This window comes from Thermoplasmata archaeon (genome assembly GCA_038729465.1).
Taxonomy (GTDB): domain Archaea; phylum Thermoplasmatota; class Thermoplasmata; order Thermoplasmatales; family ARK-15; genus JAVRLB01.
In genome coordinates this window covers 1-25,293 of the sequence record JAVYRZ010000011.1, presented here as the reverse complement: position 1 = coordinate 25,293, position 25,293 = coordinate 1, and the positions used below count along the sequence as shown (strand labels likewise).

Below are 25,293 nucleotides of genomic sequence, written 5' to 3'. Positions count from 1 at the left end.
TTTTATATTTTTATTTCTCTGAAAAACCAGGTACCGATAGCTTTTGCGCATTTTTTTCCAGACCCATCAAATATATCAATTTCTGCGTAAACGATATTTTTTCCGGATCTCAGGACCGTAGCCTCTGCAACAACAGGACCAGATTTTATAGCGGACAAATATGAAATGTTCAGGTTCACAGTCAGCTGGTCTCTGCCGTCATTGACGCTCAATACTGCACATCCTCCGGCAGAATCAGCAAGTGTGGAGATTACCCCACCATTTAGTATATTTCCATATCTTGTCAGATTGTCTTTGAAATCAATAGATATTTTGCAATATCCTTCTTCCATTTTTTCTACTTTAGCGCCTATATACTTGAAAAAGTTATCATTCACAATCAGTTCTTTAAGTGCCTCCATCTTTTCGTTCATACTCATTAAAATAAATAAGAAGTATTTATAAGTTTTTTAGATTTTAAAGAATATGAATTAGCATATTTAACCGTTTAAACGCTCTGCTAAAATGTTAAAAATCCTTATATAAGAGCATGAGAATACATAATCTTATATGCTCTTGAATGATTTAAACATTAAATTTGAAGAATATCCAGCACAGAAGAAGATTCTTAAATTAATAGTAGAAAGTGGCATCTCTGTCAGAGACCAAAAATTTTACTGCAATGACATTGAGATCCCGTACTCTTCCATTGCAAAGGTCTCTGGAACTGATCAGAGGGTTGTAAAAAAACTGGCTGAAAATATTGCAAATGATAAGTCATTGAGCAACATATTCAAAAAGCTGAGAAGCACTGTAAACTTGAAAGATGTGGCATCAGAGCTGGGGTTTGGTACACTGGTCATAGTTCCTTTCAATGCCCGTGAACCTGGCATTCTCGCAGCAGTTAGCAATATTATATCATACTATAAAATCAGCATAAGGCAGGCGATAGTGGATGATACTGAGCTATTTGAAGAACCCAAGTTATACATAATAACAGAGTCTCCAATACCCTCAAAAATGATACCGGAATTAAAAAAAATAAAGAGTATAAAAAGCATTACTATTTTTTGAATAATGTTTCATAACTTCCCAGGTCAAGAAGTCCATGTCCTGAGAAACTTACCAGAATTCTCTTTTTCCGGTTCTCTTTTTTAGCCTCCTTTGCAATTTCTTTTATGATCGGCAACGCATGTGCGGTTTCAGGTGCAGGAACATATCCTTCTATCTTTGTAAAAAGATGGGCATAACTAAATGATGTGTCCTGGTCATAGTCTCTCGTTTCAACTACCCCATTGTTTATAAGCAAACTCAAGCTAGGAGCTACAGCATGGTATCTCAAGCCACCAGCATATATGGGAGGAGGAACAAAATCTGAGCCTATACTGTACATTTTAAGCAGTGGCAAGATCATACCTGTGTCCGGATAATCATATTTATATATTCCTTTTGTCATTTTTGGCACTTCAAGTGATCCCGCAGCTATAAATTTTGCATTTTTATAGCTTTTATAAAAAGGAAACGCTAGTCCAGAATAGTTAGAACCGCCTCCAACGACCCCAACAATATAATCTGGTTCTATACCTTCAGACTCAAGCTGAATCTTTGCTTCCAAACCAGCAATTGTTTTGTATAATATATCTGCATTGACTACACTTCCTACTGCATATCTACCATTATGCTTTAATGCATATTCTACTGCTTCACTGATAGCCATACCAAGGCTTCCAGGCCTATTTTCCTTGTTTTTTAATAGCATTTTTCCAATTTCTGTTAGCTCGGAAGGACTTGAATTTACTTTTGACCCATACATCTGCATAAGAGTTCTCCTGTAAGCTTTCTGTTCGTACGATGCTCTAACCATAAAAATCTCAGCCTTTATATCGCTTAGAGCTGAAGCCAAAGCCACTGCAGCACCCCATTGACCGGCACCGGTTTCAGTGGTTACTAACTCTGAATTCTCTTCTTTCGCAAAATAAACCTGAGGGATGGCACTGTTAATTTTATGAGAGCCACTGTACGTGTATGACTCCATTTTCAAATAAATTTCGATAGGGGCATCTAAAAATTTTTCAAACTTTCTAGCCCGTATTATCGGTGTTGGTCTGCCAATCTGATAGTATAAGTCTCGAATCTCTTCCGGGATCCTAACCTTCGTCTCACTGGAGAATTCGTGGGCAAGTACTTTAGCGGGCAATACACTTTTTAGAGTTTCAAAGCTTTTACCAGACTTATCAATTGGTGCAGGTAGCTCTGTCGGTAACTCTGGCACTATGTTATACCAATACTCTGGCATCAAATCCTGACTTAAATCTATTCTGTTTTTCATGGTATATATTATTACATTGATGTATATAAAGTTTGTTTAATGTATTTAAAAATACATCTAATTTATAATTTCATGGAGAACTACGGATAACGATGAACAATTAATAATTACAAAAATATTATTTTTAAGAGCATTAAATCCAATCATCAAAAAATGAATGCAAATACTTCTGCAATCTAGACGGATAAACATCAATAGCATTAAATAATAAATATGTTTAATCCACACTATAAATGTATAAATATGGATTTAAGAACCTGGATAAGCGATTGTGGTACCTTGCGATCACTAGATTTATCAGATCTTCTGGGAGAGTGTCCTCGTTTATATTCCTGCCATTAGTCTTTGTATTTGTTTATAATATTTCTTTTTTGGAAACAGGTATATTCCTTGGATTTGCGATTTTGATAATGAGCATAGTACAGTTTTATTCAGGAATATGGACTGACAAAATAGGGCGCAGATTTTTCTTAATAATGGTTCCATTTCCAACAGCAGCACTATATTTTTTAATGTTTTATATCGTTTATTTCAGGATAAATTTCATTTTTATAATATTGGCATGGTACGGTACAATTATATCGAACGCTCTGCAATACCCTGCTATAGAAGCTTCAGTCGCAGATATAACGACAGAGTATGAGAGGCTGTCTGGATATACATTGATCCGTATACTAACAAATGTGGGTGCGGCAATAGGGCCATTGCTCGGAGCAATACTGGCTTATTTTAATTATTCATATATTTTCTTGATAGCCTCATTATCAACAGTTGTAGAAGGCATAATTCTCTATATATATTTTAAAGAAACTTATTTTCCTAAAAAATATGAAAAACCAGCATTTTCATATCAGATTTTTAAGGCTGACAAATTTTTTGTAGTTTTTATATTAATTGGCGTTATCTTGGGGTTCGCGCTAAGACAAAACGGGCCAGCACTTACGTTATATGCATTTGATCTCAATAACCTACCGATAATTGATATTGGATATATTTATTCGTTAAATGGATTGATTGTAATTGCATTGCAGATGCCTTTTTTAAAGATCATGTCTAGGAGCGGATCCCCTGTGTTCTGGAGAGGCATTTCTTCATTATTTTATGCTATTGGCTTTGCATTTCTGGCTTTTTCCACTAATCTAATCTCTATACTCTTTGTTATGGGAATATTCACTATCGGCGAAGATTTTATGGCTCCTACTACACAAACGATTATTACGACTATAGCTCCTAAAAATTTAAAAGGTACCTATATCGGTACCTATAATCTAATAACAAGTATGGGCAGGTTTTTAGGCTCTTTTCTGGGCTTGTACTTATTATACATTCTTAAAAATGTTTCGTATATATTCTGGATTTATATTGCAATAATTACATTTATTGCCGGTATTTCATACTTTTTAAGCATTAACCTCTTTAAAATTAGAACAAATAAAAAAGAAGCTTTATCATCGGAATAGCACTAAATTTTTATTGCAATTTAGATATTTTGTTAAGATAGAAGGATTTGTAAATGTATATATATTTGAATAAGTATATGAATAAGCATGGGTGATTTGATTAAATTAGGATCCTCAGATTTGATGATATCGCCAATAGGCATAGGTACCTGGCAGGCAGGTATGAGAGACTGGGGCACAAATTACACAAAGAATGATATAATTGCTGCTATTGAAAAGAGCGTTGAAAACGGCGTGAATTTTATAGATACAGCCGAATTATATGGAGATGGAGTATCAGAGAGCATCGTGGGAGAGGCACTAAAAAAATTAGATGAATCAGTTATTATAGCTACAAAGGTAAAGGGTGAGAACCTGAAGTATGATAAAGTTCTCAAAGCTGCAGATTCAAGCTTAAAAAGGTTAGGAGTAAAAACTATAGACCTGTATCAGATTCATTATCCTAATTTTTTTGTAAATATCAAAGAAACAATGAAGGCTATGGAGCTTCTGGTTAAACAAGGGAAAATAAGGTACATAGGAGTGAGCAATTTCCCTGTAAAATGGCTAAAAAAGGCAGAATATGCTCTATCGACTGAAAAGATTGTGTCTGATCAGATCAGGTTTAATATCATACAAAATGTTGCAGAAAAAGAGATCATACCGTACTGCAAGAAAAAAAATATCTCTGTGATAGCTTGGAGCCCAATTGCAAAAGGAATTTTAACGGACAAATATTACAAAAAAACTTTTGAGCTATATAAATCTAGAAAGAGAGATCGTCTCATAACAGATAGAAACTTATCTGTGCTTGAACCTCTTTTTAGGGGGTTAACTGAAATAGGATCTAAATATAACAGGACAATTTCCCAGGTTTCTTTAAACTGGATTATTTCTAAAGGTAACATTGCAATACCGGGCGCAAAAAATGAGGAGCAGGCAATCTTGAATGCGGGAGCGATGAACTGGCGGCTTGAAGAAGAAGATATTAAAAAAATAGACTCGCTTTCTGCGAACTTAAAAATAAAAGAGGGAATGTATTCTAAAGTTATAAATTGGTTCTATAAATGAGCGGAAAAATTATAAAAGTTATCTAGCTTTCAACAGTGTATCCCAGTTCTTCCAATAATTTTTTAACTTTTTCAGAATGATCACCCTGCAATTCTATTTTTCCATCTTTATACGTACCACCAGTAGCAATATTTCTCTTTAAAATTTTAGTTAATTCCTTGATATCTGCGTCAGAATTTTCTAAGCCGCTTATGATAGTCATATATTTTCCGTATCTTCTTCTGTCAATGCTGACTCTTAAAACAGTGCTGAGATCCAACATATTTTTTAAGTTTTCTGAATGTTGTACTTTACTCATCTGATTATTATTAATAAATAATAGTATATATATTTTTCTAGTATTACATCGATTTGTTACTTTATGTTCTGCAGATCATTGTTTTTTCCTAAAAACTCCGAATACTGCAATTAATACACCTAACACAATGAATATGCTAAAGAATATATCATAACTCCCAGAGAAAATGATATTGTGAGCATTACTGAACCACGCATATCGCAGAGAACTTCCAGTTATAATATCAAGATAAACTTTAAGTGGAAACTGTAATTTAATCAATGTTGCAACAGCGATTATGTCATTTCCGATCTTTAATTTGTTTGTGATATTTCCGAATACTGCCAGCCAGGATCCGTTTCCGTTGTTTAAGGTAACCAGTGTAATATTGAAGGAAGGAATGTATTTTATTGCTTCAACAGTTCCTGAAATTTTCTGAATCGTTCCCTCTGAATATGCATATGTGCCATTACTTTTGTTATACTGTTCAGATAATTGTGTAGCGCTGAGTGTCGTAATAGGTACATAAAAAACTAGCAATAAAATGCTGATAACTGCAATGATTGAACCGATCAATACTATTTTTTTGTCCATATAATTACACATCCAATCTAAATTTTTCTAAGCCTGTTTATCAGGGTATCTATATCTAATTTTGTAGATACAAGGGGTATATTTTCAAGCTCTGCCAGCTTAATTGCCAGAGGATCAACATTATCTGGTCTGGCAAAGACTATCAATGCTGGCTTTAGAGGGTGAGCCCTGATTGCTATTAATGGCGATCTTCCATATTTTACCCCTTCAAAAATTAAGGCACGTTCATTACTCCATCCATATATTTTCAAATAATCATATGCATTGAAACTTAAAATAGCCTTTATGCTATCAATAATTGTGTACCCAAAAAGTATTCGCGAGAGATCTATGTTTTCTGTATAGTTTTTACCCTCTATTTTTTCAACAATTTCAGATGCTTTAATACCACTCTTAAACTCTCTTATATCCAGGATAGCATCTGACCCATATGACTCTGTATATCTCTTTATAATTTCTCCACCTTTGTTTTTATCAACGAGTATTATGGAAGCAACTATCCTTTTAACCACCGATACTCCGGGTGATTTTCTACGGCCAGTTTCATAGTCGCTTATTACAGATGAAGATATCTTCATGATCTTAGATAATTCCTGTTGGGAAACTTTAAATTGTTCACGCCATTTTTTGATAGTTAATCCCGGATGATCTGACAGAACTATCTCGCCGGCAATTTTTTCCTCGAGTTCCATATTCATATTATATAATATTATAGCGTGCTGATATTTAACAATATCGACAAACAACGAGATTTTAAAGTGAAAAAAACATATTTTTACAATCTTTTAGTGTAATAAAAACTCGATTGAAAATTATTATGTGCGCATAAGTAATATTTTTAGAGAGAATCATAAAAAGCAATTTTTTAATACTGATTTGAAATATCTCACTGCATGGATGATTTAGAGTATCTATATTCACTATCCAGGTACGGGATAAAACTAGGATTAAGTACGATGCAGAATTTTGTTTCTGAACTCCAAAATCCGCAATTATCTTTCAAATCTTTTCATGTCACTGGTACCAATGGAAAGGGTTCTACCTGCACTATGCTTTACTCTATTCTTAAAAATAAGTATCGAACAGGGCTTTATACTTCGCCGCACATACTGGATTTTAATGAACGAATTATAGCAATGGATCAACTTATAGAGAATTCATACATGAGTAATTGGATCCAGGAAAAAAAACCGGTCATCGAAAGGTTTGCAAAAGAAGGATCTCAGCCAACATTTTTTGAGGTAACGACAGCTATGGCATTTGATTATTTTAAGAGTAAGAACGTTGAATATGCGGTAATAGAAGTGGGGATGGGTGGTAGACTTGATGCAACAAATATAATAGTTCCAGAAACCGCAGGAATCACATCCATATCATTTGACCATACCGATAAATTAGGAGATACCTTAACGGACATTGCACGTGAAAAAGGAGGTATTATAAAATCAAAAAAGCCAGTAGTATTTGGGCAAATAGCCCAAGAACCTCTAGAAACGCTTAAAAAAATAGCCAGAGAGAAAGGTGCCCCATATTTTACTATTGCTGAGTTATATAAGCCTAAGCAGGTAGAGATATCTGAATCAGGAACCAGTTTTTACGTAGAGGGGATGAAAAATAACTATAATGTGTTTATTTCAGTTCCTGGTGAGTATCAGATAAATAATGCCCTAGTATCTCTCGGTATGTTAGAGTTGTCCAGTACAGATATATCTAAAAATGATATAGAGGCTGGTTTTAGAAATTTCAAAATTAATGGTAGATTCGAAATAAAGAGCAGATCACCCTTAATTATATTTGATGTTGCTCATAATCCAGGAGCAGCCAAAGTGCTAGTTAATACGATTAAAAAATTTTATAAAAAAGAACCACTATTGCTTGTAACCCAGCTAAAAGACAAAAACTCATTGGAATTTCTCAAGGTTTTAAGCAAGGTGTCCCAGAGCATAATAGTAACCGAAGTTAAAGATGTACGGAAAAAAGATGTAGAATTATTGAAAGAAGAAGCAAAAAAGTTTTTTAAAAACGTGTATGCTTTTAAGAATCCAGTTGAAGCGTACAAATTTGCGATTGATAGCTCAGATTTTATAGTGGTAACTGGATCTTTTTATTTATTGGGAGAGCTAGAAGAATGGATGAAAAAAGAGCAATATTAGTTAGTAGAGAACAAGATGCAGAATTTTTATCTCTTGCAGAATCTTTGAATTTCAATATTTTGGAAACTGTGTATTTTAAAGAGTACACTGCCAAATACTTTATCAGCTTCGGAAAGCTTGAATATATAAAAAAAATAGAGAAATTATACAATGCTGAGATAGTAGTTATTAACGGAGATTTGAAGTCTACTCAATGGTATAATCTTGAAAAAGAGCTGGATATAGAAGTTGAAGATCGAATCAGACTAATTATTGAGATATTTAGAGATAGGGCACAAAGCACTGAAGCAAGGTTAGAAACTGAGCTGGCTAAACTGAAGTATGAGGTTCCGCTGCTGAAAGAATGGGTGCATAAATCTAAAAAAGGAGAGCATCCAGGATTTATGGCAGCTGGAGAATATGATGCTTCACAGTATCTAGATCACATAAAGAAAAAGATGAAGAAGATAAATGACACACTTGAAAAGATAAAAAAACAGAGAGATATACAGAGAAAAAATAGAAATGAAAAAGGCTATTTTCTAGTTAGCCTGGCTGGATATACAAACAGCGGTAAAAGCACATTAATGAAAGCTTTGTCTGGGGAAGAGGTATTAATAGAAGGACGTATGTTTTCAACGTTAGTTCCAAAAATAGCGAAGGTAAAATTAAAACAAAAAGTGCTAATTACAGACACTGTCGGTTTTATTAAAGATATACCACCTTGGTTAATCGAATCTTTTAGCGCTACGTTAGAAGAGATATACAGGTCTGATCTTGTGCTTTTGATTATTGATGGAACTGATCCTTTAGATATCTTTAATAAAAAATTCGATCTGTCCTATCAGATTCTAAAAGAGCACTCTAAATCCAAGATAATTACAATAATAAATAAAATAGACTTAAAACCTTCAGATATAGAGAGCAAAATTGAATATATTCAAAATTTTGGTACAGAGATAATACTGATATCTGCAAAGCAAAATGAACATATTGAGGAGGTATTAGAGGCTATTGAACAATCTATTGAATTTGATAAAGAATATGATTTGGCAATTAGAGATAATGTAGATTACAGCCCTTTATTATCTTTCATATATGAATACGGAAAGTTAATCAAAATTGAAAAAAAGGATAAATATTATATTAAATTTAAAATGAATTCTAAATACAATAAAAAACTGCATGATCTAAATTATATATTCTATTCAGATTAATATATTACTTTTCAAAGCAATATAAACATTTTGGTAATAATCTCAGTTAAAAAAGGTATATGTAGTTCTAATCTAATATCGTTTTTACCAGTGTGAGATTTAGGATGTTAACAATATTTGAGAAATATATCAGTACTTCCTCAAAGTTTGAAATAAAGAAAGAAGTATTGGAAAGTTCGTATATACCAGACAGATTGCCACATAGAGAGCGAGAAATAGATATGTTAGCAAGAGAATATTATACTGTCTTAAATGGGGAAAAGCCAAAAAATATTCTGATATTTGGCAAGACTGGAACCGGCAAAACCGCCGTGGCTAAATACATAGGCAGAGAACTGAAAAAGGCAGAGAAATTTTATGGTAAGAAAAAACTGGAATACATATATATTAACTGCGAGATGGTTGATAGCACATATTCTATTTTACAAACGATAGGAAACTATATAGCTAGTGAAGAACAGATCCCATTTACAGGTTGGCCTCTGGACAGAGTATATAATGTTGTTAAATCCAATGTCGATACTTGGAACGGAGTATTAATAATAATTCTGGACGAAATAGATAGATTAATAGCCAACGCTGGAGATGATATATTATACAGGTTATTGTTTTTAGACTCAGAATTGAAAAACAGCAAAATATCATTGTTAGGTATCTCTAACGAGCTTAAATTTACAGAGTATCTTGATGCCAGGGTTAAAAGTAGATTAAATGAGGAAAAAATAGTTTTTGGGCCTTATAACGCTATACAGATTGAAGACATCTTGCTGGAACGGGTAGAAAGCTCAAATTTAACTGAATACATAGACAACTCTGCCGTTAAGCTCGCAGCAAGTATTGCTGCTCAAGAGCATGGCGACGCACGCAGAGCTATAGATCTTCTAAGATACGCAGTTGATATAGCAAGCCAAGATGGGGAGTACAGAATTGAAGAAAAACACATTTTAGCTGCTAAATCCAAGCTAGAGATAGATACAGTAATAGAAACAATCAATACATTACCACCACAATCTAAATTGATACTTTTGTGTGCTATCCTTCATGATGAAGCAGGTAAATCTCAGCTAACTACTTCTGAGTTATTTGATGGATATAAAATTATTACACAGAAAGTAGGATTTCCCACTCTTACGGTGAGAAGAATAACAGACCTAATATCCGAACTGGATATGCTTGGATTAATTCGCACGAAGGTAAAATCTTTCGGGAGATATGGCAGAACTAAGATTATAGAGCTATCTATCCCATCCTCCGAAATAAAAAAATTGTTACTGAAAGATGAATATTTTTCAGCATTAAGCAATTTTGGGTTTGCTAAGCAAACGTTACTTCTTTAGCTCTTTCTGTTTCTTAATATATCCTACAGTGATATCATAGATAACAGGAATTGAAAACAGTATTATTAAAGATATGACCAGGTAATAATAGCTGTCTGATGGAATATACATTGTATTACCCGTAACGATCAGTTTTATGTCCCCGAACCAGGGTAGCCAACCTTGAGCTATGCCTTCGATCATATGAATGTTTACAAGTGAACTTGAAATGCCAACATTTTCATCAGCGGCTTCGCATACAGTGTATCCTTGAAAATATGAAAGAGGAAGATTAGCAAGATTATTATCTCCCATGGTAACAAATCCTGATTGACCAATAAACGGGCTAAGATTTACTAGCAAGTTTCGGTGCGAAAATCCCATATCCTTTATTATTACATCCTCTCCATATATGATCATAAAGCTAGTTGCTTTTTGTTCTCCGATAATTTCTGGAACTGTGTTATTCCATGAGGCCACATAAAATATAGCTCTATGTATTATTGACATACCACTCTGAGAGGTATAGATTATCACATTTCCATAATCTCCATAACTTTTATAACCCGTCTCTCTGCCTTGTACATATGTAATGATGTCGGATACACTGGTCACTTTTTTTACAATTACCATATCCCCTGTATTAATTACACCGTACTGCCATTGACTTCCGTGTTGCATACTTGAAGATTCTATAATTACAACTGGCGGCCAGATGCCAGAATATGCAAATAACGCTATAAAAATCAATGCAATAGCTATTATGACTATTAGCAAAGCTCTTATAGAATTTAAAGAATCTTTCTTTACCATTGCATTCTATAATTTATGATCGTATAAAATATTTTTCATAATAACGGTGATGGCGATAGATGTTTTACGTTTACCAATCACTTAATTAATAAAAATATGTGCATTAAGCATTTATTTATTAATTTTTCATACCACTTAGTAAAAACAGACTGAAAAACATGCAATAATCATAGCATATTAGACCTTGGCAATTCTTAGCATGGATCTTGAATGATCATAAATACATAATATATACTGCAGTGATCACATAATTTCCTGTTTATATCAATATTATCAATTAAATTTTAGTTGATAATATCTTATTTTGAAAAATGATAAATCTGTAAATTTAGCTAAGTTTTAATATTTATTGAACATTACACTTACTATAATAGGTGATTTCTTTGGAAGATGAAAAGTTAAGTTTAGATAATTTACCACTTTCAAACTTTCATATTAAAATGCTTCTGCTTTCTGCAGCAGGAGTATTTTTGGATGGCTACGATCTGTTTATAATCTCCGTAGCACTTCTCTTCATAAAGCCATTATGGTTAAACAGCAGTTTGGGCAGTCCCAATACTATTGCAGTTTACACAGGGTTACTTGCATCTTCCGCATTGATCGGTATGTTTGTCGGCGCAGTTACTTTAGGTCATTTTACCGATAAATATGGAAGAAAAGCAATGTATGTGATAGATCTCATATTTTTTGTAATTTTTGGTTTTTTGTCAGCTATTTCACAAAACATTTTTGAATTGATACTCTTCAGAATTCTCCTAGGCATAGGCATTGGGGCAGACTATCCAATTAGTTCAACATATATATCTGAATTTGCACCGGCAAAGTATAGGGGCAGAATAGTTTCTTTAACATTCATGTTTTGGGGTATAGGCTCTCTAACTGCTGCTGCGGTGGGGTTAAGCATGGTATCATTAGGGCCTGATGCCTGGAGATGGATGTTGTTTTCTGGAGTTTTGCCTGCAATAGTGGTAATATTGTTAAGGACCAGAATGCCGGAATCTCCCAGATGGTTGATTAGTCAAGGAGAGCGTAAAAAGGCTAATGAAGTGATCAATGATCTTGAAGCGAGGGCAGGTGTAGTTAAAAGCACTGAAAAATATAATTTAAAAGTGCCTGAAACCGATAAAGTGAAGGCATCAATGCTGTTATCTCCGTTTTATATTCGCAGAACTATCTTTTCATGGTTGCCATGGTTCTTTATGGACATTGCAGTTTACGGCATAGGCATTTTTTTGCCAACGATATTGCTAGGATTAGGATTTAAAACACATTTTGCATCTATTGAAGGCACTGCATTACTGGATATATTTGGAATTATTGGTTTTATTATTGCAATGTTTTTGATAGACCGGGTAGGAAGATTAAAGTTACAGGCTTTTGGATTTTTAGGGATGGCATTGTCTCTGATAATTTTAGCTTTTGCATATCCAACCACGATCTTAGCCATGTTCGTTTTATTTGCAATATTTCAACTGTCTATGAATGCAGGCCCTAACACAACGACATGGGTTATTGCAACAGAGTTGTTCCCTACCAGATTGAGAGCTACTGGACAAGGTACCTCAACTGCTTTTAGTAGAATGGGCGCGATCACAGGTGTATTCTTATTACCAATAATACTGGAGCTATTTGGAGTAGTTCCTATGCTGTTATTTGTAAGCATTGCTGCAATAATAGGTCTTGTTCTTACAGTTTCTCTGGGAGAAGAAACAAAAAATCTTTCACTGGAAGATGCATCAATGCTATTTCGAGAATTTTCGAAACTGATTGATGAGCTATTAACTAACATGAGGGCCTCAGCTAAAGAATTATATGAAATGGTCAGTTCATACGATAACCTAAAAATCAGGCAGAAGAAAATAAAAAGTATAGAGCATGATAATGATGAGGTTGTGCACAATATATTTAACAAGCTAAACAGATCTTTATCTGCGCCTATTGATGTAATTGACATTGCTGCACTGTCTAATGCTATTGACGATATTATTGATTTTATAGAAGCTACTAGCAATAGAATCGTTCTATATGAGATCAAAGAAAACACGCCTGAAATGATTGCTTTGACAGAGATAATAGTCAAATCTACAGAACAGCTGGAGATTGCTCTGAAAGAGATCAGAAAAATTAGAATTGGAGATTATCAAGATATCATTATAAAATGTAAAGAAATACATACTCTGGAAAACTATGCAGATGACATACTCGATTCTGCACTGGGAGAATTATTTAAACAATCTGATCCAATAAATATACTTAAGTTAAAAGAAATATATGAATATTTAGAAGCCGTTACAGATAAGTGTGAAGATGTTGCTGATGTTATCATGGATCTTACTGTAAAATACTCTTAAATATTATAGTGAGATCACACCTGGCTGCTTGGGAAACGGATGGGTATCCTCTATTCTTTTTAAGCCACAGATGTATCTGGTCAATCTCTCAATTCCAATTCCGAAACCAGCAGAAGGCTCAAGTCCCTGTTTTGCAAAGTTAAGATACCACTCGAATGTTTTTTCATCTTGCCCTTTCTTCAATATTCTCTCTTTTATTTTTTCGTAATCGTATTCTCTCTCTCCACCGGACAAAGCTTCTCCAAAACCTTCTGGATAGATAAGGTCCATATCAACCAATATCTCTGGATTTAAAGCATCTTCCCTATCATAAAATTCTCGAAATTGCAACGGTATATCAATGATCCAGAAAGGTTCTTCCATTTCACTGGACAGCTTTGCTTCAAAATCTGAGCCATAAACGTTCACCGCATCCGTGAATTTTATCTGCTTAAAAGGTCGCTGCGGAATTTTCAAAGTTCTGTTAAATCTGCTAAGTTCTTCTGAATTTAATACATTTATCTTTTCTGATAGATAAACAAAAAAATCTTCAACGATATTGATCATTTCTGCTCTAGTACCGTGCTTTTTTTCCAAATCAAACTGTGTGAATTCTGAAAGATGTCTGCCAGTCTTATTTTTATCAACAGTTTCCAATCTAACATTTGGTGAAAAAGCGAAAATCTGGTTCAGGTACTGAACCGCAATCTGTTTGTGAAATATCATACTTTTAGTGAGAATATAGGGCATTCCATAGTAGTTAATGTATGAATCTTCTGCAGGGTGATTTAACGGATCTGTCAAAGGTGAGATTATAACAGGCGGAATTTCTAAATACCCTCGCTGTTTAAAAAACTCTGACAGAATGGTTCTGATATTGCTCTGTACAGATATTGCATCTTTCAGCTCTTTTTTCTCTAAATGTTTCTTTATGCCTTCTACATCTATTTGAGATTTCATATTATCTCTAATTATAAATCTAATAAAAACATTATTATCAAAAAATAGACATTTTGTATATTTTATGTTAGTTATTAAAGTTAATTTTGAACATTTAGTCTAAAAAAATATATAATAGTTATACTTAACCATCTTTATGGATGAAAAAGATAGAAGGATTATAACATACCTGATGGAGCATGGCAGAGATAAAATATCTGAGATGTCTAAAAATCTGGATATTCCAAGAATAACTATCTATGAAAGAATGCAAACAATGATCAAAAATGGGGTTATAGATAAATTTACAGTAAAACCGAATTATAAAGAACTGGGACTGCCGATCATAGCATTTATTTTTGTGGCATTTGACCCAAAAGAAAAGATTACACAGAGAGAGCTTGGTTTAAAGATATCATCATATAAGGAAGTAGAGGAAGTTTACATAATTGCCGGTGAATGGGATCTTTTACTGAAAGTAAGGCTATCTACAATTGAAGAGGTAGGTAACTTTGTTCTTGATAAGTTAAGAGAGATGAAAGGTATAGGTAAAACCGAAACAATCACAGTTTTCTCTACGGTAAAACAATAAAAAATTAAAGATTTGAAGGGAATATTTCAGAGTATGTGATCAATGGCAAATTAGCATAAATCGATGGATAAATGATCTTAGCAAGCATCTCCAAACCTAAGAATATCTGAGGCCCTGCTTGCAGTAAATAAACATCATTCATTATCACGAATGAATTATTTTTTACCGCGTTTACATCTTTCCATATTGAATCGTTTTTTATGTCCGATTCTATAAAACTGTTGGAAGAGGCAAGCAATATTATATCTGGATTTGATGCTATTGCACTTTCTTCCGTCATTTCGAACCATTGTTGGGTCACATTTCCGGCAACGTTAATTGCACCTACAAGATTGATCATTCCATTAATAAAGGTACCCTGCCCTGCCGTATAAATCGGATTATACCATGCTAAAAATAACACTTTCAGCGGATTTGTAATGTTATATGAATCATTTTGTATATCGGTTGTAAGATTACTAAACATGCTATCGAGATAATCTGCACGAGGAGTGGTATTAGTTGCCAGGGCAACGATAGATATATCGTGCATAACCCAGGCTATTGTAGGCGGATTCAGAACTATCACCGGAATATTCAAATTTCTAAGGCTCTCAACCACGTTAGGCTCGAAATTGCTGTATGCTAAAACCAGATTCGGTTTCAATGCTACTATCTCTTCGATACTTGAGTTAGTAACACCACCTATGTGTGTTATATTAGCTGCCGCAGCAGGATAGTTATCGTATACAGTATCCCCGACTATCTTATTGCCTAATCCTAACGCAAATAATATCTCTGTATCTGAAGGTGCCAGTGATACGATTCTATTAACTGGCTGGGGCACTTTAACAACGGTATTATAGTCATCCACAACAGTAACAATGTCATTTCCTGAAAGCTTCGGCTTGGAATTATTCATTTCAAATCCTACTGCAAAACTTGCAACGATTAAAACAACAACTATCGAAATAGCATATATTCTTTTCATTAATTTCACCTCAAGTATATTTTAAAAAATGAAAATACACTTTAATATATAAATTTTGCTGGCAAAGGTGCAAATAATATTTATAGACATTAATTATTCACCATATTATGGATATTCAAGATAGAATAGTTTCTCTAACGTTAGATCTTATAAGAGCAAAGAGTGAGAATCCGCCAGGCAATGAAGAGGTTGTTGCAGACATTATTGAAAACAGGTTAAAAAACTACTTATCATTTGAGAGAATTGAAGTTTCTGAAAGCAGGGTAAATCTTATATTTGGGACTGGTGAAGATATTGTTTTTAATGGGCATATGGATACGGTCCCTATTGGAGTTGGCTGGGTACATGATCCTACCGGGGAGGTATTTAATGGAAGGATATATGGTAGAGGAAGTTCTGATATGAAAGGGGCTTTAGCAACGATAATTGTTGCTATTGAAGAAATTATAGACTCTGGCCAAAAAGAGAAATTAAAAAAATGTAAATTTGCTTTTGTAGCAGATGAGGAGGCAGGCGGAAATTTCGGGACAAAAAGTATAATTGGAAAAATAAAGGGCAAATATGGCGTAGTAATGGAAGGCTCTGTAAATAGTGGCATAGTATATATTCGGCCTGGAGTAAGAGGATCACTCTGGATAGAGCTGGTTTCTTATGGAAAAAGTGCACATGCAAGCAATCCTGCTGGAGGAGTAAATGCCATTTTAAATCTTGCAGACTTGTTAGTATCTTTAAAAAATGTAAATTTTAAATTTGAAAAGCATCCATATCTTCCATCACCTACTATCTCTATAGGGACAACAATCATAGGTGGAGAAAAAGTAAATGTAATTCCTGATCTAGCGAAGAGCACACTTGACATAAGAATGTTACCATCTCAAAAGAAGGAAGATATAATTAAAGTAATTGAAGACAGTATCAAACTTCAAAAATATAAAAATCCTACATTGAATGTGGACATTAATATTATAGGAGAAAATCCTGCAGGAGAAATACCTTTAGATTCGAGGATCATAAAAATAGCCAAAACTGCCGGGAAGGAGGTACTTGGCTATGAGCCTGCATTTATAGGAGGAAGTGGCTCTAATGATTCTGCATATATGATTAATGGAGGCACAGAGACCATTACACTCGGGCCTGGTGATTTCTTGAATGATAATGCTCATGGAAAAGATGAGTCTGTCTCTATATTTACACTGGTTCAAATGCAAAAAATGTACAGGAGAATGATAGAAAATGCTTGAAATAATCGCTGTTGAAGATCCCGATGAAATCAGATCGGGTGTGGAGGTAATTAAAAAAGCATGGGGCGCTATAGATCTAGCTACCATTTTAAAAGATATCATTACAGGCATTAAATCCAATGGTGGGCTAGTCCTCATAGCTAAAGATGAGGACAAAGTGGTAGGCATATCTTTTGGGTTCATAGGCTATAAAAATTCAAAGATGTATTTTTATTCACATATGACGGGGGTTGCACAGGATTATAGAAAAAAGGATATTGGTAAAAACTTAAAATTGAAACAGCGAGAATGGGCAAAAAAACAAAATATAGACTTAATTAGCTGGACATTTGATCCGTTGCAAGGTCTAAATTCCAATTTCAATCTTCGCAAACTTGGAGCCATATCAAGAGTATACCTTGAAAATCATTATGGAACAATGACTGACTCACTAAACAGAGGGCTGAGATCTGATCGTTTAGTAGCTGAATGGTATATTAATTCAGAATATGTAGCAGAGAAACTAAAAGGTACAAAAAAAAGTTATGTTAATTTGAATAAATCCATAATTACAAAAGAGGCGGGTGATATCAGGATTATTGAGAACATAGATCTTAACTTAGAAGATGATACTATTCTTATTGAGATCCCCAAAAATATTGTATCTATTAAAGAATATAAACCTGAGGAAGCTGTTCGATGGAGAACTCTATCTGCCAAGGTTTACGAACATTATTTTTCAAAAGGATACGCGCTGTTAGACTTTTATACTGAAGATAATGCTAATTATCAGGTAGCCTCTAAGATACTTCCAGACATGGTACCTGAAAAATCTATATTTTTAGAATAATATCTTTTTCATTATCTTTAGATCATAATTTTTGATCGAATAAATTACAAAAATTTAAGTATGATTAACGTTATCAAAAATCAGTGAATAAAATGTTAACAAATAAAATCATAAAAATAGTATATATATATAAAAATGCTAAATGTTTTTTCAGGGTTATGAAAATTATTAGAGGTAATGAATTTTTATCATTCAGTATATATAGAAAAAGTGATTTTTATGTCAGATAAAAAAGAAAATAGAGTAAAAATAGAAGAGTTAGATTATAAAGAGGTATTAAGTATTTTAAAAACAAGCCTTGAAGATGGTATGACCGAAGAAGAAACAAAAAAGAGAGAAAGCGAATATGGATATAATGAGATACTGGAAAAAAAACAGAGTGCTATATTAAGCATTGCGAAAAAGTTCTGGGGAATTACACCTTGGATGCTAGAGATTGTAATAGTATTCTCATTGTTTATACACAATTATATTGATGCTTATATTATTGCAGGATTGCTTATAGTAAATGCGATCATTGGTTTTACGCAGGAAGAAAGAGCTACTAAGGCAGTGGAAATATTGCGAAAGAAATTACAGGTTAATGCTAGAGTTTTAAGAGATAAGATCTGGAAAGTAGTTCCGGCAAGAGAATTGGTCCCAGGAGATATTGTAAGAGTTAGGGCAGGAGATTTCGTTCCCGCAGATCTAAAAATAGCCAGTAATAATATTTTGAAGGTTGATCAATCTGCCCTTACCGGAGAATCTATGCCGGTAGATAAGAAAATTAATGATGTACTATTTTCTGGTTCTATTATAAGAAGAAATGAGGCTACGGCAATAGTAATTAAAACCGGCAACAAAACATATTTTGGAAAAACTACCGAGCTCATCAAGTTTGCAAAGCCTAAATTACATATGGAAGAAATTACAACAAAAATTGTAGACAGATTGCTTATAATTGTACTTACCTTAATTGGCGCAATGTTTGTGGTAACATACATTAGAGGGCTAAGCTTGATTACAGTTATTCCTTTAGCATTGGTATTAATAGTTTTTGCAGTGCCAGTAGCACTTCCCGCAATGTTTACAGTTAGTATGGCTTTTGGGTCACTTGAAGTCTCTAAAAAAGGCGTATTGTTAACACGTTTAAGCGCAATCGAAGACGCGGCATCTATGGACGTTGTCTGCGCTGATAAGACAGGTACACTAACCTCTAATAAATTATCAATTAGTAAAACAGTGGAATTAAATGGATTTTCTGAAAACGACATTATTCTTTATGGTGCTCTTGCATCTCAAGAAGCTAATCAAGATGCAATAGATATTGCATTTATTTCTGAGGCAAAAGCTAGAAACTTGCCAATTTCAAATTTTGCAGTTGAGAAATTTACACCGTTTGATCCCGGCCTTAGAAGAACTGAAGCAGAGGTAGAGAAAGATGGCAAAAAATATAAAATTGTGAAGGGAGCAGTAAGTGTAATAAGTACTTTGTGTAACATAGCTATAGATAAAGAGATATCTGAAAAAATGGATAATTTTGCAACAAAAGGATATCGAACTCTCGCTGTTGCAATATCTGAAAATAATGGGCCTTTAAGATTATGCGGATTAGTAGCTTTATATGATATGCCCAGAACAGACACTGGCAGTTTCATTCAAGAACTTAATAAATTAGGAGTTTCAGTAAAGATGTTAACTGGAGACGCTGCACCAATAGCAAAAGAGATAGCTATGGAGATTGGGCTCGGTGATAAGATAGTTTCTTCTTCAAAGATAAAAGATTTAAAATCAGAGAATCCAATAGAAGCTGCAAATACAGCAGAAGAAAGTGACGTTTTTGCGGAAGTTTATCCAGAAGACAAATATATTATTGTGAAAAGTTTGCAAGCTAAAGAGCATATAGTAGGCATGACCGGCGATGGCATAAACGATGCACCTGCACTTAAACAGGCAGAAGTAGGTATTGCTGTAAGCACTGCTACCGATGTGGCTAAAGGCGCTGCAAGTGTGGTACTTACCTCAGAAGGATTATCAAATATAGTAGATTTAGTGAAAAATGGGAGAAAAATATATCAGAGAATAGTCACATGGGTATTAAATAAAACTGTTAAAACATTTCAGATAGCAGTATTTGTAGCATTGGCTTTTTTGATAACCGGATATTATGTGATCTCTGCTTTGGATATTGTTCTGTTCCTATTTTTAATTGATTTTGTTACCATATCCATATCTACGGATAATACTAGAGGCTCTAAAAAACCAGAAAAATGGAACGTAACAAGCTTATTTAAATATAGTATTATTCTAGGAATCGTGCAAACTATAGAAATGTTTGGCCTTCTATACATTGCCATAATCTATCTTAAGTTATCTTCGAATATCAATGTTATGAACACATTCTTTTTTGCAAGTATTATGTATTTTGGGTTATTAACTCCGCTGATCCTCAGGGAAAGAGGTCCTTTCTGGAGCTCGAAGCCTGGCAAAACTCTTTTCATATCTATTATAGCTGACATGATAGCGGTAGCATTGATTTCTCTACTTGGGTTTGGTATTGTATCGACATTGTCCTTATACTATTTTGTAATTATAATTGTTTATACATTTATTGTAGGCCTATTTTTAAATGATGCTATTAAGCTTATGCTTAAAAAAGTAGGAGTGGCAAGATAACTTAAATAAAAATTTGTATCTTGAATAATGAAAAGTTTCTGGACTTTTTAAAATATCATTTTTTAATAGCAGCTATTGAGAAAAATAAAAAAAATATATAAGGTACTTTATTTTTTTACGACGATCACAGGAATATTAACTTTCGATATGACTTTAAGCGTTACACTGCCTATGAAAAAATCTTCTATATATGAATAACCTCTGTGCCCTATAATTATCGCATCAAATTTTCCATTGTTTGCCAGATCTATGATCACCCTTGCTGGATCTCCATCAGATATTGCGTATTCTACTTTATACTTTTTGTTAAGATTTAACTCTTTTATAAGTTCAGTCATTTTCTTCTCTGCCACGGATTTTGCGAAAGAGACAGATTCTGGATCTACGTATTCTTCCAGCTCTTTGATGCTCAATGACACAACATATAGAAAATTTATTGTTTCCAAGTCTGAAAATAATGCAATTCCTTTCTTTACAAATTCTACTGTGTCTTTTGAAAAATCTACTGGGATTAAAACATTTTTCATTTTATTCACCTCCACTTTGTACAGTTTTTGATTCTTCCATATCCTCCTTAAAGGTTACATCCCTTGTTTTGATGCCGTAGAAATGTGCAATTCTGGGCCTTAATTTTATGTAAGTAACCAAAAATATGATTTGAAATACTGGAAACACGGATGGTGCAATGACAACCAATGGTGAAAAAGCCAGAGCCGCAATGGCTATTGCCGTGGCTTCATTTTTGCCAATGCTGGGGAACGTTGCAGCCATAGCGTCCCAGAAATTGAATTTGATAGCTTTGAGAAAAAGTGTCATGAACAGAAGCGATATAGTTCCAAAAATCACAGCAATGTAAAAGATATCAATTACTGAGCTTATATGCATTTCCATTAGTTTCGCATTTGAAAAGAAAATGACAAACACTATCAAGAACATTCCGATCATTGTCACTGACGGAAAGATCGGAGAATATTGCTTGAACTTTGCTGGACCCAACTTTTTTAACAAAGCACTATGTGTTATCAGTCCTACAATCATTGGAATTATTATGATCTCTATGATAGTGGTGATCAGTAACATCATAGGAACGCTTACATGATATGCAGAACCGTACCAGTCAGCTAAAATTGGAATTATCGGTATAGCTAGAATAAAGGTTATTGCAACCATCGCTGTTGCAGCTTCTATGTTTCCGCGCATTAACCCCACATAACCTATAGACATGGAAGAACATGGTACTAGCCAAGCCAGAAATACACCCAGTCTCAATAATGGATTGGTCAAGAATATATCCCCTAAGATTATGGCCCATAAAGGTCCCCAACCAAAGTTCATTAAAAGTACTACTATAAGCATTTTCCAGGATTTAAATCCTTTTGCAAGCCCGTTAAAGTTTAACATCACCATCATCGGAAATATCATTATAATGATGGCAGCAAGCTCTAACATACTTAAGAATGCTTTATGTCCAGGCACCCACGAACCTGCCTGCAATCCTGCAAGTAGCCCTATTACTATAGCTATGGCCACGTATACTGCTAAAAATTTGTCCAGATGATCTCTTAATTTTACTAACTTTGAATCATTAGTCATAAACGGTGAATATTGATTTATTAATTTAAAAATTATTTACAAAAAATTGTATTTTAAATGTAAAATAATCAAAAAATTGCTAAATATTATAGCGGTTCCTCTAACACTATGTTTAGTTCAGTATTATATATCTCAAACTTGGTAAAGTATCTTCTTATATAATTTCTGATGTCATTGCATTTTTTGCCAATTATGGTAATAATAAATCTTTTATCTCCAGTAATAATAGTTATGGTCTTGATTTCCTCTTGAGTTTTCATAAACTGGATTGCCTCTTCAATATGATTTGATGGAATGTTACATAGTAATATTCCTTTACAATCATAGCCCATTAAGCTATAATCCAGTATCCCTTTACATTTTTTAATCACACCACGATTTTTCAGTAATGTAATTCTATCTCTAACAGTCCATAAATTCTTGTTTAGCTTGTCTGCTATATCTTGATATGTTAATGTACAATCTTCCTCTAAAAATTTTAAAATATCAAGATCTAAATTGTCCAGTACACTTACTTTAACATTTTTTTTCATTTATTACACCTAACAAACCTTTTTTCATTATGAATATCGAGCTATTTTATAATTCTGTTTCCATTATTTAATTCTTTCGAATATTTAGGTTCGGGAACATAAGTCCTTTTTACTTCCCCATCAAAAAAATGTTGTGATTTGTTACTATGCATATTTGTGCTCTCGATATTCTATCTTCTCTTTTTTGACTTGTGTCCCAACCAAATTCTCTTTTGTCTACTGAAAATCCTGCTTCTGAATTCTCTCTCTTGAATTATTCTTTTAGATATTTATACGGATCTTCCATCAAATAGTTGATCAGCTCTTTTCTACTGCAACTGTATTGTTGCGTTCTTCTTTTGTATATACAATTTTCTGAAATAATTTCATTTGTTTGAACAGTTATTTAACAATATTTTTTTATATCATTATCCAATTTAAGTTATTAATGATAGATTTTGCAATATTTCTTGCGGCTATGGGCATCACACTTCTTGAAATTTCTGAAGCTGCAGCAGTAGCTTTAGCTCTTTATGCAGAAGGCGGATCAAAGGCGTTCTTATATGTAGGGTTAGGAATAGCAATGGTATTGATAATAACTTTTATTATTGGCAAAGAGATCGCTTTACTTCCAATATTACTTATCAGGCTTGTGGCTGGATTCTTACTGCTTTATTTTGGATTAAGACTTGCTAGAAGCTCTAGAAGAGCAGTATTAAGATCTAGAAGTGTAGGAAATTCCAATGACGAAAAGATAGAGAAAGGCCTATTTTATACTGGCTTTTCTGTGGGAGCAGTAGAAGCATTTGAAGCAGCCATTGTACTTGTAGCACTTATCCCTATAAACTATAATTCCACATTTTTTGGTCTGTCAGCAGGTCTAATCATCGTTGTAATTGGTACCGCTGTACTTAGAAGCCAAGTAAGAAAGATCAAACAGGCTAATATGAAAGTCGCAGTATCAGCTTTACTCTTATCTTTTTCAGTCTTCTGGTTTTCTGAAGCATTCACGAATATGTCTGATCTTTTACTGATTCCTTTATTCGCCATATTTTTTGTTGCAGTGTATCTATTTGCGCATAGAAAATAATATTTTCACATCAACTATCCCATAAAAGCTGTAAGAGTATTGGAGCATGGTCAGATCCTTTAACCTCCTCTAAAATAGAAGAATTCTTGACATATTTTAATAATTCTGTGGTAATTATAGTATAGTCTATTCTCCAGCCAATGTTTTTTGCACGAGCATTAAATCGGTAAGACCACCAAGAATAATGACCTCCATCTTTGTTAAATATTCTAAATGTGTCTATATATCCTTTATTTAAAAACTCAGACATCCAGGCTCTCTCTTCTTTTGTAAACCCAGCATTATGTTCATTTTCTTTAGGTCTGGCTATATCTAATTCTGTATGAGCTACATTAAAATCACCTGCAATAACTAATGGTTTATTCTTACGGAGGGTTTCAGTATATTCTAAAAATATTTTGTCAAACTCAAGTTTATATTCTAATCTTTTTAAATCAGGTTGAGAATTAGGAAAATAAGAATTAATATAATAAAAATAATCAAATTCCAAAGTTTGAACCCTTCCCTCGCTATCAAATTTTTCATTACCTATTCCATTCTTAATTGTAATAGGTTTAGTCCTAGATAAAACTAATGTTCCACTGTATCCTTTTTTTACAGCAGAATTTAAATATACATTATATCCTAAATTGTAAATTTCAAGAGGTAAATCTGCTTGATTTACTTTAATTTCTTGAAACGAGATAATATCCGCATTTATATCCTTTATAAATTCAAAAAGTCCATTTTTAATAGCAGCTCTCAAACCATTTAAATTCCAAGATACCAATTTTAAATTCATAATATTTTAATAGCTTTTTAATAAATAATGTTTTCTATCTAAAATTTATAAATAACGTATTAAGTAATTTTGCATAATTTTCTTAAAGCCTCATTAGATTTGCTGAAACTTCTGAGTTGTTCATTAAGTCCTAATACAAGATCACAAATTGATGAAAAATATTGATGTTCTAGTTTTCTTATAACTTCCCATACTCTTTCTATCGCATTAAGCTCTGGAGAATATGGTGGTAGATATTCAAGTATTACATTATTATTTTCAAGAAATTCGTTTAGCGATGTTGCATGATGATACTTTGCATTATCTAGTATTATCTATATCTTTATTTTTTTGGAGATATTTCCATAAGATAATCTCTGAATGTAATAGCGTTATAACTGGTTGTTATCTTTGCCTGAACTGTCCATTTCTTGAATTTACTGATCCAAATACTCTGATACTGTTCCTTGTATGTTCTTGTAATATTACTGGATCTCTATCCTCTGCTGTTAACAATATTCTGTATCTGGAGCCATGCTGGTTGAAGTGACATTCATCCAAATATAATAAGTTAGTATTTTCTGAGATCAGATCAAAGAGTTTTTTTAAAATTGT

The 25,293-nt window shown here is 33.4% G+C and carries 25 protein-coding genes; 12 read left to right on the top strand and 13 right to left on the bottom strand.

Features of this window, described 5'->3' with window-relative positions; all coding sequences use genetic code 11:
* Window positions 1-2 precede the first annotated feature (2 nt).
* Window positions 3-413 carry a PaaI family thioesterase gene (locus QXQ25_04340; GenBank protein MEM0160934.1) on the bottom strand — a complete coding sequence of 137 codons (411 nt, stop codon included), beginning with the start codon at window positions 411-413 and terminating at the stop codon, window positions 3-5.
* Between the two features lie 136 nt (window positions 414-549).
* Between QXQ25_04340 and QXQ25_04335 the strand changes: the two genes are divergently transcribed.
* Window positions 550-1,053 (top strand): hypothetical protein, encoded by a 504-nt coding sequence (locus QXQ25_04335; protein ID MEM0160933.1) that lies wholly within the window; start codon window positions 550-552, stop codon window positions 1,051-1,053.
* On the opposite strand, the gene QXQ25_04330 is transcribed toward QXQ25_04335, so the two are convergent.
* Window positions 1,043-2,308 carry a TrpB-like pyridoxal phosphate-dependent enzyme gene (locus QXQ25_04330; protein MEM0160932.1) on the bottom strand — a complete coding sequence of 422 codons (1,266 nt, stop codon included), beginning with the start codon at window positions 2,306-2,308 and terminating at the stop codon, window positions 1,043-1,045. The two genes, QXQ25_04335 and QXQ25_04330, sit on opposite strands and share 11 nt — an antisense overlap.
* A 233-nt stretch (window positions 2,309-2,541) precedes the next feature.
* Here QXQ25_04330 and QXQ25_04325 point away from each other — a divergent pair, with 233 nt between their 5' ends.
* Together QXQ25_04325 and QXQ25_04320 are read left to right on the top strand one after the other, a co-directional pair.
* A complete protein-coding gene (locus QXQ25_04325; GenBank protein ID MEM0160931.1) occupies window positions 2,542-3,768 on the top strand; it encodes an MFS transporter in 1,227 nt (408 codons plus the stop codon).
* 87 nt (window positions 3,769-3,855) lie between these two features.
* Entirely contained in the window at window positions 3,856-4,818 is a 963-nt protein-coding gene (locus QXQ25_04320; protein ID MEM0160930.1) for an aldo/keto reductase, read from the top strand.
* A 22-nt stretch (window positions 4,819-4,840) separates the two neighbouring features.
* On the opposite strand, the gene yciH is transcribed toward QXQ25_04320, so the two are convergent.
* From yciH to QXQ25_04305, 3 genes are all read right to left on the bottom strand, one after another.
* Window positions 4,841-5,116: a stress response translation initiation inhibitor YciH gene (gene yciH / locus QXQ25_04315; GenBank protein MEM0160929.1), complete on the bottom strand. Its 276-nt coding sequence runs from the start codon at window positions 5,114-5,116 to the stop codon at window positions 4,841-4,843.
* Window positions 5,117-5,191: 75 nt separating this feature from the next.
* On the bottom strand, window positions 5,192-5,689 hold the full coding sequence (locus QXQ25_04310) for a hypothetical protein (GenBank protein MEM0160928.1): 498 nt from the start codon (window positions 5,687-5,689) through the stop codon (window positions 5,192-5,194).
* Between the two features lie 17 nt (window positions 5,690-5,706).
* On the bottom strand, window positions 5,707-6,387 hold the full coding sequence (locus QXQ25_04305; protein ID MEM0160927.1) for a helix-turn-helix domain-containing protein: 681 nt from the start codon (window positions 6,385-6,387) through the stop codon (window positions 5,707-5,709).
* Window positions 6,388-6,582: 195 nt separating this feature from the next.
* On the opposite strand from QXQ25_04305, the gene QXQ25_04300 reads away from it, so the two are divergent.
* From QXQ25_04300 to QXQ25_04290, 3 genes are all read left to right on the top strand, one after another.
* Window positions 6,583-7,842 (top strand): folylpolyglutamate synthase/dihydrofolate synthase family protein, encoded by a 1,260-nt coding sequence (locus QXQ25_04300; GenBank protein ID MEM0160926.1) that lies wholly within the window; start codon window positions 6,583-6,585, stop codon window positions 7,840-7,842.
* Window positions 7,818-9,038 (top strand): GTPase HflX, encoded by a 1,221-nt coding sequence (hflX, locus tag QXQ25_04295; GenBank protein MEM0160925.1) that lies wholly within the window; start codon window positions 7,818-7,820, stop codon window positions 9,036-9,038. The genes QXQ25_04300 and hflX overlap by 25 nt, the downstream gene beginning before the upstream one ends.
* 104 nt (window positions 9,039-9,142) lie before the next feature.
* Complete coding sequence (locus QXQ25_04290) at window positions 9,143-10,375, top strand: orc1/cdc6 family replication initiation protein (protein MEM0160924.1); 1,233 nt, start codon at window positions 9,143-9,145, stop codon at window positions 10,373-10,375.
* Here the strand turns inward: QXQ25_04290 and QXQ25_04285 are convergent.
* Window positions 10,364-11,167, bottom strand: coding sequence for a hypothetical protein (locus tag QXQ25_04285; protein MEM0160923.1), 804 nt, complete (start codon window positions 11,165-11,167; stop codon window positions 10,364-10,366). The genes QXQ25_04290 and QXQ25_04285 overlap by 12 nt on opposite strands.
* 383 nt (window positions 11,168-11,550) lie before the next feature.
* Here QXQ25_04285 and QXQ25_04280 point away from each other — a divergent pair, with 383 nt between their 5' ends.
* Window positions 11,551-13,518 (top strand): MFS transporter, encoded by a 1,968-nt coding sequence (locus tag QXQ25_04280; protein MEM0160922.1) that lies wholly within the window; start codon window positions 11,551-11,553, stop codon window positions 13,516-13,518.
* Window positions 13,519-13,521: 3 nt separating this feature from the next.
* On the opposite strand, the gene QXQ25_04275 is transcribed toward QXQ25_04280, so the two are convergent.
* Window positions 13,522-14,457, bottom strand: coding sequence for an asparagine synthetase A (locus QXQ25_04275; GenBank protein MEM0160921.1), 936 nt, complete (start codon window positions 14,455-14,457; stop codon window positions 13,522-13,524).
* 136 nt (window positions 14,458-14,593) lie between these two features.
* Between QXQ25_04275 and QXQ25_04270 the strand changes: the two genes are divergently transcribed.
* Window positions 14,594-15,028, top strand: coding sequence for an Lrp/AsnC family transcriptional regulator (locus QXQ25_04270; protein ID MEM0160920.1), 435 nt, complete (start codon window positions 14,594-14,596; stop codon window positions 15,026-15,028).
* 4 nt (window positions 15,029-15,032) lie between these two features.
* Here QXQ25_04270 and QXQ25_04265 read toward each other — a convergent pair whose 3' ends face one another.
* A complete protein-coding gene (locus QXQ25_04265) occupies window positions 15,033-15,998 on the bottom strand; it encodes a helical backbone metal receptor (GenBank protein ID MEM0160919.1) in 966 nt (321 codons plus the stop codon).
* A gap of 107 nt (window positions 15,999-16,105) precedes the next feature.
* On the opposite strand from QXQ25_04265, the gene QXQ25_04260 reads away from it, so the two are divergent.
* The 3 genes from QXQ25_04260 to QXQ25_04250 all read left to right on the top strand — a co-directional run bounded on the left by QXQ25_04260 (window position 16,106) and on the right by QXQ25_04250 (window position 20,723).
* Window positions 16,106-17,239, top strand: a complete 1,134-nt coding sequence (locus tag QXQ25_04260; GenBank protein ID MEM0160918.1) for a M20/M25/M40 family metallo-hydrolase — start codon at window positions 16,106-16,108, stop codon at window positions 17,237-17,239.
* Window positions 17,232-18,068 (top strand): GNAT family N-acetyltransferase, encoded by an 837-nt coding sequence (locus QXQ25_04255; GenBank protein MEM0160917.1) that lies wholly within the window; start codon window positions 17,232-17,234, stop codon window positions 18,066-18,068. The genes QXQ25_04260 and QXQ25_04255 overlap by 8 nt, the downstream gene beginning before the upstream one ends.
* Before the next feature lie 219 nt (window positions 18,069-18,287).
* Window positions 18,288-20,723: a plasma-membrane proton-efflux P-type ATPase gene (locus QXQ25_04250; GenBank protein ID MEM0160916.1), complete on the top strand. Its 2,436-nt coding sequence runs from the start codon at window positions 18,288-18,290 to the stop codon at window positions 20,721-20,723.
* 107 nt (window positions 20,724-20,830) lie between these two features.
* Here QXQ25_04250 and QXQ25_04245 read toward each other — a convergent pair whose 3' ends face one another.
* From QXQ25_04245 to QXQ25_04235, 3 genes are all read right to left on the bottom strand, one after another.
* Window positions 20,831-21,250, bottom strand: a complete 420-nt coding sequence (locus QXQ25_04245) for a universal stress protein (GenBank protein ID MEM0160915.1) — start codon at window positions 21,248-21,250, stop codon at window positions 20,831-20,833.
* A gap of 1 nt (window position 21,251) precedes the next feature.
* On the bottom strand, window positions 21,252-22,316 hold the full coding sequence (locus QXQ25_04240) for a bile acid:sodium symporter (protein MEM0160914.1): 1,065 nt from the start codon (window positions 22,314-22,316) through the stop codon (window positions 21,252-21,254).
* Window positions 22,317-22,402: 86 nt separating this feature from the next.
* Window positions 22,403-22,849, bottom strand: coding sequence for an Lrp/AsnC family transcriptional regulator (locus tag QXQ25_04235; GenBank protein MEM0160913.1), 447 nt, complete (start codon window positions 22,847-22,849; stop codon window positions 22,403-22,405).
* A 427-nt stretch (window positions 22,850-23,276) separates the two neighbouring features.
* Here QXQ25_04235 and QXQ25_04230 point away from each other — a divergent pair, with 427 nt between their 5' ends.
* Entirely contained in the window at window positions 23,277-23,918 is a 642-nt protein-coding gene (locus QXQ25_04230) for a hypothetical protein (protein ID MEM0160912.1), read from the top strand.
* A gap of 10 nt (window positions 23,919-23,928) precedes the next feature.
* Here QXQ25_04230 and QXQ25_04225 read toward each other — a convergent pair whose 3' ends face one another.
* A complete protein-coding gene (locus QXQ25_04225) occupies window positions 23,929-24,699 on the bottom strand; it encodes an exodeoxyribonuclease III (protein ID MEM0160911.1) in 771 nt (256 codons plus the stop codon).
* 384 nt (window positions 24,700-25,083) lie between these two features.
* Window positions 25,084-25,293, bottom strand: a 210-nt coding sequence (locus QXQ25_04220) for a hypothetical protein (protein MEM0160910.1), incomplete at its 5' end; no start/stop codon positions are given.

Coding starts and splice junctions, on each gene's coding strand:
- QXQ25_04340 (MEM0160934.1), bottom strand. CDS start 413: ATGAACGAAAAGATGGAGGCACTTAAAGAACTGATTGTGAATGATAAC.
- QXQ25_04335 (MEM0160933.1), top strand. CDS start 550: ATGCTCTTGAATGATTTAAACATTAAATTTGAAGAATATCCAGCACAG.
- QXQ25_04330 (MEM0160932.1), bottom strand. CDS start 2,308: ATGAAAAACAGAATAGATTTAAGTCAGGATTTGATGCCAGAGTATTGG.
- QXQ25_04325 (MEM0160931.1), top strand. CDS start 2,542: ATGTATAAATATGGATTTAAGAACCTGGATAAGCGATTGTGGTACCTT.
- QXQ25_04320 (MEM0160930.1), top strand. CDS start 3,856: ATGGGTGATTTGATTAAATTAGGATCCTCAGATTTGATGATATCGCCA.
- yciH (MEM0160929.1), bottom strand. CDS start 5,116: ATGAGTAAAGTACAACATTCAGAAAACTTAAAAAATATGTTGGATCTC.
- QXQ25_04310 (MEM0160928.1), bottom strand. CDS start 5,689: ATGGACAAAAAAATAGTATTGATCGGTTCAATCATTGCAGTTATCAGC.
- QXQ25_04305 (MEM0160927.1), bottom strand. CDS start 6,387: ATGAATATGGAACTCGAGGAAAAAATTGCCGGCGAGATAGTTCTGTCA.
- QXQ25_04300 (MEM0160926.1), top strand. CDS start 6,583: ATGGATGATTTAGAGTATCTATATTCACTATCCAGGTACGGGATAAAA.
- hflX (MEM0160925.1), top strand. CDS start 7,818: ATGGATGAAAAAAGAGCAATATTAGTTAGTAGAGAACAAGATGCAGAA.
- QXQ25_04290 (MEM0160924.1), top strand. CDS start 9,143: ATGTTAACAATATTTGAGAAATATATCAGTACTTCCTCAAAGTTTGAA.
- QXQ25_04285 (MEM0160923.1), bottom strand. CDS start 11,167: ATGGTAAAGAAAGATTCTTTAAATTCTATAAGAGCTTTGCTAATAGTC.
- QXQ25_04275 (MEM0160921.1), bottom strand. CDS start 14,457: ATGAAATCTCAAATAGATGTAGAAGGCATAAAGAAACATTTAGAGAAA.
- QXQ25_04270 (MEM0160920.1), top strand. CDS start 14,594: ATGGATGAAAAAGATAGAAGGATTATAACATACCTGATGGAGCATGGC.
- QXQ25_04265 (MEM0160919.1), bottom strand. CDS start 15,998: ATGAAAAGAATATATGCTATTTCGATAGTTGTTGTTTTAATCGTTGCA.
- QXQ25_04260 (MEM0160918.1), top strand. CDS start 16,106: ATGGATATTCAAGATAGAATAGTTTCTCTAACGTTAGATCTTATAAGA.
- QXQ25_04255 (MEM0160917.1), top strand. CDS start 17,232: ATGCTTGAAATAATCGCTGTTGAAGATCCCGATGAAATCAGATCGGGT.
- QXQ25_04250 (MEM0160916.1), top strand. CDS start 18,288: ATGTCAGATAAAAAAGAAAATAGAGTAAAAATAGAAGAGTTAGATTAT.
- QXQ25_04245 (MEM0160915.1), bottom strand. CDS start 21,250: ATGAAAAATGTTTTAATCCCAGTAGATTTTTCAAAAGACACAGTAGAA.
- QXQ25_04240 (MEM0160914.1), bottom strand. CDS start 22,316: ATGACTAATGATTCAAAGTTAGTAAAATTAAGAGATCATCTGGACAAA.
- QXQ25_04235 (MEM0160913.1), bottom strand. CDS start 22,849: ATGAAAAAAAATGTTAAAGTAAGTGTACTGGACAATTTAGATCTTGAT.
- QXQ25_04230 (MEM0160912.1), top strand. CDS start 23,277: ATGATAGATTTTGCAATATTTCTTGCGGCTATGGGCATCACACTTCTT.
- QXQ25_04225 (MEM0160911.1), bottom strand. CDS start 24,699: ATGAATTTAAAATTGGTATCTTGGAATTTAAATGGTTTGAGAGCTGCT.